At 43.9% G+C, this 8,069-nt stretch carries 6 protein-coding genes; 4 read left to right on the forward strand and 2 right to left on the reverse strand.

Annotated features, from left to right (window positions below):
• Window positions 1–26 precede the first annotated feature (26 nt).
• The gene (locus VX730_04175; protein ID MEC9291579.1) at window positions 27–3,677 is read right to left on the reverse strand and encodes a hypothetical protein; all 3,651 of its coding nucleotides are present in this window, start codon (window positions 3,675–3,677) and stop codon (window positions 27–29) included.
• Between the two features lie 629 nt (window positions 3,678–4,306).
• Here VX730_04175 and VX730_04180 point away from each other — a divergent pair.
• Entirely contained in the window at window positions 4,307–4,900 is a 594-nt protein-coding gene (locus VX730_04180; protein MEC9291580.1) for a hypothetical protein, read from the forward strand.
• 97 nt (window positions 4,901–4,997) lie between these two features.
• Window positions 4,998–5,624 (forward strand): hypothetical protein, encoded by a 627-nt coding sequence (locus tag VX730_04185; protein ID MEC9291581.1) that lies wholly within the window; start codon window positions 4,998–5,000, stop codon window positions 5,622–5,624.
• On the opposite strand, the gene lnt is transcribed toward VX730_04185, so the two are convergent.
• Window positions 5,625–7,007: an apolipoprotein N-acyltransferase gene (gene lnt, locus VX730_04190; GenBank protein MEC9291582.1), complete on the reverse strand. Its 1,383-nt coding sequence runs from the start codon at window positions 7,005–7,007 to the stop codon at window positions 5,625–5,627.
• Between the two features lie 180 nt (window positions 7,008–7,187).
• Here lnt and VX730_04195 point away from each other — a divergent pair, with 180 nt between their 5' ends.
• Both VX730_04195 and VX730_04200 read left to right on the forward strand, forming a co-directional pair.
• Window positions 7,188–7,634 (forward strand): hypothetical protein, encoded by a 447-nt coding sequence (locus VX730_04195; GenBank protein ID MEC9291583.1) that lies wholly within the window; start codon window positions 7,188–7,190, stop codon window positions 7,632–7,634.
• Between the two features lie 125 nt (window positions 7,635–7,759).
• Window positions 7,760–8,069 (forward strand): hypothetical protein (locus tag VX730_04200; protein ID MEC9291584.1); only part of this gene is annotated, 310 nt, incomplete at its 3' end.

Below are 8,069 nucleotides of genomic sequence, written 5' to 3' on the forward strand. Positions count from 1 at the left end.
GGTATAGAAATGCTGCGCTTAGCGTCTTATTCAAATGTCTGTACAGATTCTTGGAGAACCACATCTAAATCATTCACAACTGTATTATCAGGTGTCAGTGTAATTGAGAGCGGTTCAATATGTTCAACACCATACTGAGCCAATGTGTCAGTTGGAATCACAACCTTATATGTGCCCATCGGGAGTGATGGGAAGAAGTAAAAACCATCGTACGCTGTGTACGTGTGTGTAACAGGATTGTCTTCTTCATCAAAGAGAAGGAGAGGTTGCTCACTGAGGAGTGCAAGCTCACCATTCTGCATCAGAGACATTGTTCCGTTAATTTCACCAAGTTGTTGAATTGGGAACTCAATTGGGCCAATTACACCAGGTCGACCAAGAACATGCATGTTTGGAATAGAAGGCTGCATGTAAATATCTGGAAGAGTGTTGGTGAGAACCTCAACTTTGTTTGGAATAAAGGTTGCGATACGGCCTACCGTTGCCATACCTGTTTCATCTGTTGTAGCTTTAGACCCTCTGAGTCTACTACGGATTGTTACACCTTCAAGATTTTCTTCACCCTCGTCTTGGATGTTGTTTTCATTCTTATCAAGGAACGATTTCACCCAAAGAGAACCTTCACTGAAGCTAGAAGAGTTAGATGTCTTTTTATATCCATTGCGTGTTGGTGCAAGAGTTGTTGCGACACGGGCAAGCACGCGGCTATCACCGCCACTGCCATGTTCAGCGGTTACACCCACTTCAAATTGCGGAAGCTTCCAGTTAAGGCCTGCTGTATATCTGTTCTCTGTACGACCTGTAAAGTCACGCTCTAGGCCTGCATCTACAGTTAAGTCTTTGCTAATTTTACGTTGGGTATCAACTGAGATGCTCTCAAGCTTGCGCTCATCTTTGAGTGTGTAGTTACCACGGGCGCGGATGTCATAATCTTTTAGGCGTCCTCTGGCAGTTAATGTGCCGCTGAGTTCTTCAGGAGAAGCGTTATCAACGGATGTATAAGTCAGGTCATTACTCATAGCCATACCAAATACGCGAGATGAGAGACGGTTTATGAGTGACTTCTCAGATGCACTTTCAAGGAACTTTTGTTCACGACCTTCAAGGCTAAAGCGAACGGATGAATCAAGAAGACCTGTAAGCTGTGTATCGTAACGGACAAATGTATTATCTGTTTCGCTACGAAGCTCTTTCGGGAAGCCTCTAAATCTAGAGTAACCCGCACTCAATGATGATGTACGTGCAAGGGCGTACCTACCAAGAACGCTGTAAGCTTGGCCTTCGTTTGTTTGAGCTGTGTCACTTTGGAAGTAAAGGTTACCAGCTGTGCCTCGTAGACCCATGCTGATGGCATCAATGTCTCTTCCGCTAGACACACCATGGTACACGCCCCCAAGAAGAGAGAGGTTCTTTCTGAGACCATACTCAGCACGGGCAGAGAGAATATTTTCATCAGGGTTTTGGGTGCGGTTCTCGTCTACAGGAATAAAGGCATCTGTGGACTGCAAGTAACCCATGTTATACACAAACTGATCTTGCTTTAAGAGCCCTTGGCCAAGGAAGTATTTATCAAACTTCTCTTGTTTTTCACCATTTGGACCATAGAGAACAGTCTTAAATAAGTTTAAACCTGTTCCAAGAGGAAGGGCATCAAAACTATACTTACCGTCTGATCCAATCACTTGGAAATCAAGCAGGCGGTCACCTTGGTACACTTCTACGTCCCACCCAACAGGCCCGTCACCTGTAATTTCAAAGTTTTCAGGATCACGTACATATCCTGCAGGTTCGTTCGTCACGTTAATACCGCGACCCGTTTTATTGCCTGGCACAAGTGGAAGAGATTCAAGGTTAATATCACCAATCTCAAACTCGGTCGCTTTAAGGGGCCCTAAAAGTTTTGGCTCAAGTGTTTTGCGCTCAAGCACAACATTTAGATCTCTAATTTTAGGGCGTTCCCCAGAGTTTCGATCAACATTAATATTGGTACGTCCAGACATGAACGCGATGTCACCTTGTGTCTGAATACTTAAGTTGTTATTCGCAGCGCGATTACCTGAGGCATCCTGCGTAAATGTGTTGCTGTTTGTAAGGCGGATGGCAGGTTTACCAAAGGCTTTATATGGCACTTCTGTAATGCTGATATTTTGATTCTGCTGAGAATTAATAGAAGATTTTTTATACTTCTGCCAGAGGCTACGGCGTGACATCTTCGCCTGCAGAGGAATCTCTTCGTTGGGTTCAATATGCAGCATCAGATCTGCAAGGTTAAGCTCTAGGCCAATATCAAACCAATCTGCAAGGGCCTGTGAGGCCACAAAAATATCCATACCATCAGCGCGCACATCTGACGCATCTAGAGGAACATCTTTCCCACGGATAGTAAGCTTAGGTGTTGGTTGAACACGCAAAGATAGCGAGTTTTCCTGTTTACTAAACCAACCTTCAGCACGGCCTGTACCTGGGTCAACCTGCAGCCTGAACTGTAAAGACTCTGCAAGCACAGAAAGTGGAATGAACAGTTTGCCGTCTACATAGTAGGCTTCAATAATTTCTGCAACAACAACCTCACCAATCAAACCTTCTAGGAAAAGGAAATCTTGCTCATCAAAAGGCTGAGGTTCGATTGGGTCACCACCAAGGGAGGTAAGAACGGTAATTTCAGATCCTTCAGGGATTGGTTCTGCTTCTTCTTCAGAAAGGGCAATTTCATCGGGTGTTTCTACACCCGGTGTTGGGACTGGCTCAAGGTCTGTAAGAACCTCTGTTTCACTTGCTTGCTCAATCGGAACTTCTCTGCTTGTGAGCGTTTCTGAGAGGCCTTCAATAATGTTTTGCTCAATATCTTCTTTAGGTATGGAAGGTTGCGGTTGAGGCCTAGGTTTAACTTTCTGCGTGACAAGGATATCTGGTTGCTCTTGTGTAGGTGCGTCTTTGAGGATGATACCTCTGAGCCTTTCCTCTGCAGGCCTTACTGTCTTTTTAGGTTTGCTTGGGCGTACAGGGCGTTTACTTGCCAGCTGTGTCGCCGTTTCAATGTCTTTGAGCGTTGGGGCATCTTCAACATGCAGGGTCAAAATACCTGAACTGATTTCATTCATATTGAATTTGAGCTTAGGTTGCTTGATACCCTTTTTGTGGTAGTAGTCCGCAATAAACTGTAGGGAGTCTGTCATAGATTTCACAGTAAGGGGGGCACCTTCAAGGCGAAGCTTTACATCTTTGCTGAGTTCTTCAGGGAACTCAGTTGTTGAGATAGCGACCTGCTTAATAACAGGCTTGGCAGGTTTTACAGGCTTCTCAGCCACCATTTCTGGTGTGCCGCTAATAAACACAACACCTGCAGGCTTTTGGAAAGATTTAAATGTAATGTTGAGCCTGCCATTTGCTGGAATATCAACAGGTAGGTCATATGAAACCTGTGCAGGGTTTAACCCTTGTTTTTCTAGATAAGCTTTAATGGTATCTGAAACTTTACTAATCATCATTGGATCAACAGGAGTACCAAGAAGCTCATCTAATTCATCTCGAGCTGAGGCTTGTAATTCTGCAGGTAGCCCGTTAATAGCCACCTCTTCAATAGACTTATCAATAACCGTTGGCCAGAACAGACGGAAGATCTGTGCTTGTGCGTCTCTTGCAGCCTGCGCAAAAGACTCCTTTTGTGACACGGTCACAAAAAGAGCAAGAATCAGGACAATATATGGCGTACAGGCTCGTTTAATGGGGCTTCTCTTACGCTGTTTATTGTTGTTTTTACGTAGTAAGGGCACGTTGCCGCTTAATTTTAGAATACAAGTTATGGGCCAACTCCTCTAGAGAACGAAGGAAAAACAGTCTGTAAGGGACGGAGATCATGGCGAATAGTGCGCTATATATGCACCTTAGTTTAAAAAGTAACTAATTCTGACAGGCTAAGAAGTGTTTTTTATGGGGCGCTTATAGATCTTATTTTTTGAAAAAATGTTTCAATATGACACATTGTTTTTTATGGTTCGTTTTTAAATGTTCCAGTTGTATACGCACTCTCTTTACACAAGAATGTCAAGAAAAGTATGCAATTTTGGGTTGTTTTTCGTAAAAAATGTGCTTTGTAAGTAACAGGGGGACAATAGGAATAAAGCTTAAAGCCAGCAATGGTTTGAGAAGTTTTTTTCTTACTCTGTCAGACAAAATATACTGAATTTAGGACCAGTCTATATAAAAAGTTGGTTTGGGTTTTGCAGATTGGTTATCGCCTTTCGGCAAAACAAAAAGAAAATGTCTTGTGAATAAGCTAATTATTCGTAAGAAAAGGAGAAATAAAATGACTATGAAAAAAATCCTTCTTGCATCAGCTGCAGCAGTTTCGATTGCTGGTGGTGCATACGCGGCGACAACAAACATTGACGCCCTTGCAACTTTCGTAGCGGCGGTAACGCTAGGTAACGAAGTTGATATGGACTTTTCAAGTGTAGCGTTTAGCGCAGCCCCAACGGTTGCTGGTGATAACGTACAGCTTGGAACAGACGGTTCAATCGCATACAACGGTGTATTCTCTGTTGGTATTTCAGCGACACCAGCTGCTGGTGAAGTAGAAATTACTGCAGGTAGTGTTGGTGCTGTTGTTGATATTGAATGTGATACGACTGCGACAATGGGTGACGGTGGTGGTGAATCCATCAACGTGATTAACATTGAAGTTGCGACAACACCTGGTGCCTTTGGTACAGGTACAGCTTGTGCTGGTATCGGTACTCCTATTGCTGGTGGTGGTTACACACTACTTGGTGGTGGTGCTGATGTTCTTTACTTCGGTGGCCAAATCGATGGTGCTTCAGCATCTGGTGGTTTCGGTGCCGGAACATACTCGTCAGCAACAGGTGGTGACGACATCCAGGTTGATGTGAACTACCAGTAAAAAGTCTCTCCTTTTCTGACTTGAAGTGGATTGGGGGCGCGCAATGCTCGTCCCCGCCGCTTTCTTAAGTAAAGAGAAGGCTAAAAGGAGGCTGAAAATGCTGACCCATAAAAAAAGAAGAAGTACGAAGTTCATTGCTCAGTACACAGTTGCTTTAAGTGCACTGTTTGTATCGACACCACTTCTGCAGATTAAAGCAGAGTCAGGTGTTGGCGCCAATACGACAATTGGTGTGGTAGCGAGCTTTGTTGCAGGTGCAGGCATCTTGGATGCTGGCAGCCAAGTCCTTCTTGCGCGCCTCGTGCATATCCCAGCTGGTGATTTTGCAATTGGCACTGATGGTCGCATTGTTTTTCTTGGAACAAAGAACCCTTCAAATATTGAAGGCCAACGCGGCGAGTTCCGCGTTTCTGGCTTGAAGGGAGAATCTGTTCAAATCTCTTGTGGTGAAACAGCTGCATTGAGTAACGGAAAACAAAAGCTATCTGTAACTGGCGTAGAAATGGTTGCTGGTGAAGACCAAGCGGATCGTTACGGTACAGGATTTTCTTGTGCTGAGCAGTCTCGCAAAGGTGGAATCCAACATGTTCTGACAGGGAAGCAAAAGCACGACACAATCCTTTTGGGTGCGAGGGTACAGGTCAAAGATTATTTGATGCGTAGTTTCTATTCCTCTGAACAAGGTGAAGGGGAACCCGTGAGTATTGAAGTGAACTATATTTAGTTACTTATAAAACCCAAACAAAGACATCCACATTGTGGGTGTCTTTGTTTTTGAGGGAAGTTTTTCATCAAATACATCAGGAAAGCGTTTCTCACTTTCATAGATGAGACGCCCGTAAGCATCAATTATGGCACTTGTGCCTGTATTGGCAGATCGAATAAGGGGCAGGCCTGTTTCAATGGTTCTTACACGTGACATAGCAAAGAGTTGAGCTTCTGCATAGCTTTGATCCAGCCAGTAATCATTACTGATTTGAATAAGCACATCACTGTGTTTTGCATGCTTGCTTACAAAGAGCGGGTAAACAGCTTCAAAGCAGATGAGTGGTGTGAAAGAGAGCTTAGATGTGTGCATAAGAGGTGGGGTTTCACCGTGGGCAAAACTTTTATTGAGTTTGTCTTTTACTGTGGTTGCAAACTCAGGTAACCACTTTTGGAATGGCACAAACTCTGAAAAGGGTACAAGGATGTTCTTATGATACATCTGTATCTCTTGATCTTTTTGCACAAGAGCGAGGGCGTTGTAGTCTATTTTCTCATTGCGGTCGCTTGTACCTGTAATGAGGTATTGTTCTTCACTTAAGGGTTCTGTAATAAAGCGCTCAATCACTTTATCTTCTTTTAGGTATGTCGGCGTTCCCCATTCTGGCCAAATGACAAGGTGTATGTCCTCAAGGCCTTCTGCGCGCATGAGGCCCTTGTTCTTTTTAATGAAAGCAAGAGGTGTGTGAGCGTCTCTATCATTAAGGGTAATACCTGTTTGTACGATGCGTACGGTTGGTGCGTTTTCAGCGTACTCAGTTGTGGTGCTTTGGAGTCTATATGTACCAAGGCCTACCCAAGCTATGAGGATCATAGCTGTAATGGGAATAAAGCTTCTGTTTTTGTAAATAGAAAATGTGCAGCAGCTTACCAGTATCACAAGAAAGCTTAGCAGGAAGATAGAACCAAGACTTGCAGCTTGCATGAGGGTGAGAGAGAACGTTGCTGTATAGCCAATCAGGTTCCATGGCAGGCCATATGATACCGTTGTGAGTAGTACTTCTCCTATCGTCCAACAGAGGGCAAACAAGAAGGGAAGAAGAAGAGGTTTGCTATATTTGCTGATAACAGAAAAGGCAGCCCCAGCAAGGCCAGCATAAAGCCCTAAATACAAAGAGGGGAACAATGAAATAAAGGCAAAGGCATCTTCATTGAAGTATTGAACTGTGATTTTAATCCAATAGAAATGAGTCACATAATATGCATAGCCAAACGCATAACCATATAAGAATCCAAGCCATATTTTTTGTTGTTTGCAAAGTGACATGAGAGTCCCAAAGAAAACTGGTAGGAGGAACCATAAGTACACAGGCGCAAAGCAGAAATAACAGAGTGCACCCATAAGTGTGCATAATAAAATTTTAGCAAAAGGAGATGTGGCAAGGTTAGCTGTTGACACGTTTACGTAAAACCCTTCATCCTATGAACTATGAAAAAAATACTTCTTTACACTATCTTTTTTACTAGCGCATTACAAGCCTTCGCGCTTCCGCCGAACGTGACCCTTTCTAACCAGGTGAATATGGATTTTGGTGCAGCGGAGGCTGGTGGTCTTGCTGGCGGGACATTGAGCTTAGGAACTGATGGCAGTGTGACTTATACAGGTGATGTGACTGGCGACGGTGTTGGAGTGGCAGGGCAAGCGCGTGCAAATCCGCTTAATGGCGCGACAACAGCTGAAGTGAGCTGCTCAACAGGAGCCACTTTGTGTGATGCTTCAAGCAACAGTTTAGCTGTGACAGGTATTGAAGTTTCTACAGGTAATGGTCGTGGTGTATATGGTACTGGAACGGCTTGTAATGGTGTTGGAAATGCTATTGGAAGTATTACATTAAATGGCACATTGAACCAAAGGTCTTTGTTTTATGGGGGAGTGCTAACTGTACCTGCTGCTACAGCCTTGGATGGTGGGTATGGCACGAATATAACATGTGGAGCGCCCTTTACGGTAGAGGTGGTGGTACCATGAATATTTCTATAAAACGAACAGTAGCTTTATCTATAGTATGTTCTTTGATATCAGGCAAATTATGGGCCCCACCTTCAGTGTCTATTACAAAGGCACAGAATATAGATTTTTCCAATTTAGATTTTGTGGCATTACCAGGCACAGCATCTGTTGGAACAGATGGAACAATTTCTTATAATGGTTCGCTAAGTGGTTCTGGTGTGGGTACAGCAGGGCAGTTCACGTTAAGTGGCAAAGGGGGCGCAACCGTTGCAGATTTATCATGTGGCACGACGATAACGTTGTGTGATACATCTTCTAACACTGTAGATATTACTGGTACAGAGCTTGCTGTAACCTCAAGTAGAGGGGGGTACGGTTCAGGAACAGCTTGTGCTGGTGTAGGAAACGTGGTTTTACCAAGTGTAACAGTGAAAGGCGCAGCATCTGGAAGAA

It is taken from the genome of Pseudomonadota bacterium (assembly GCA_036141575.1).
In the GTDB taxonomy this organism is placed as follows: Bacteria; Pseudomonadota; Alphaproteobacteria; order UBA2136; family JAPKEQ01; genus JAPKEQ01.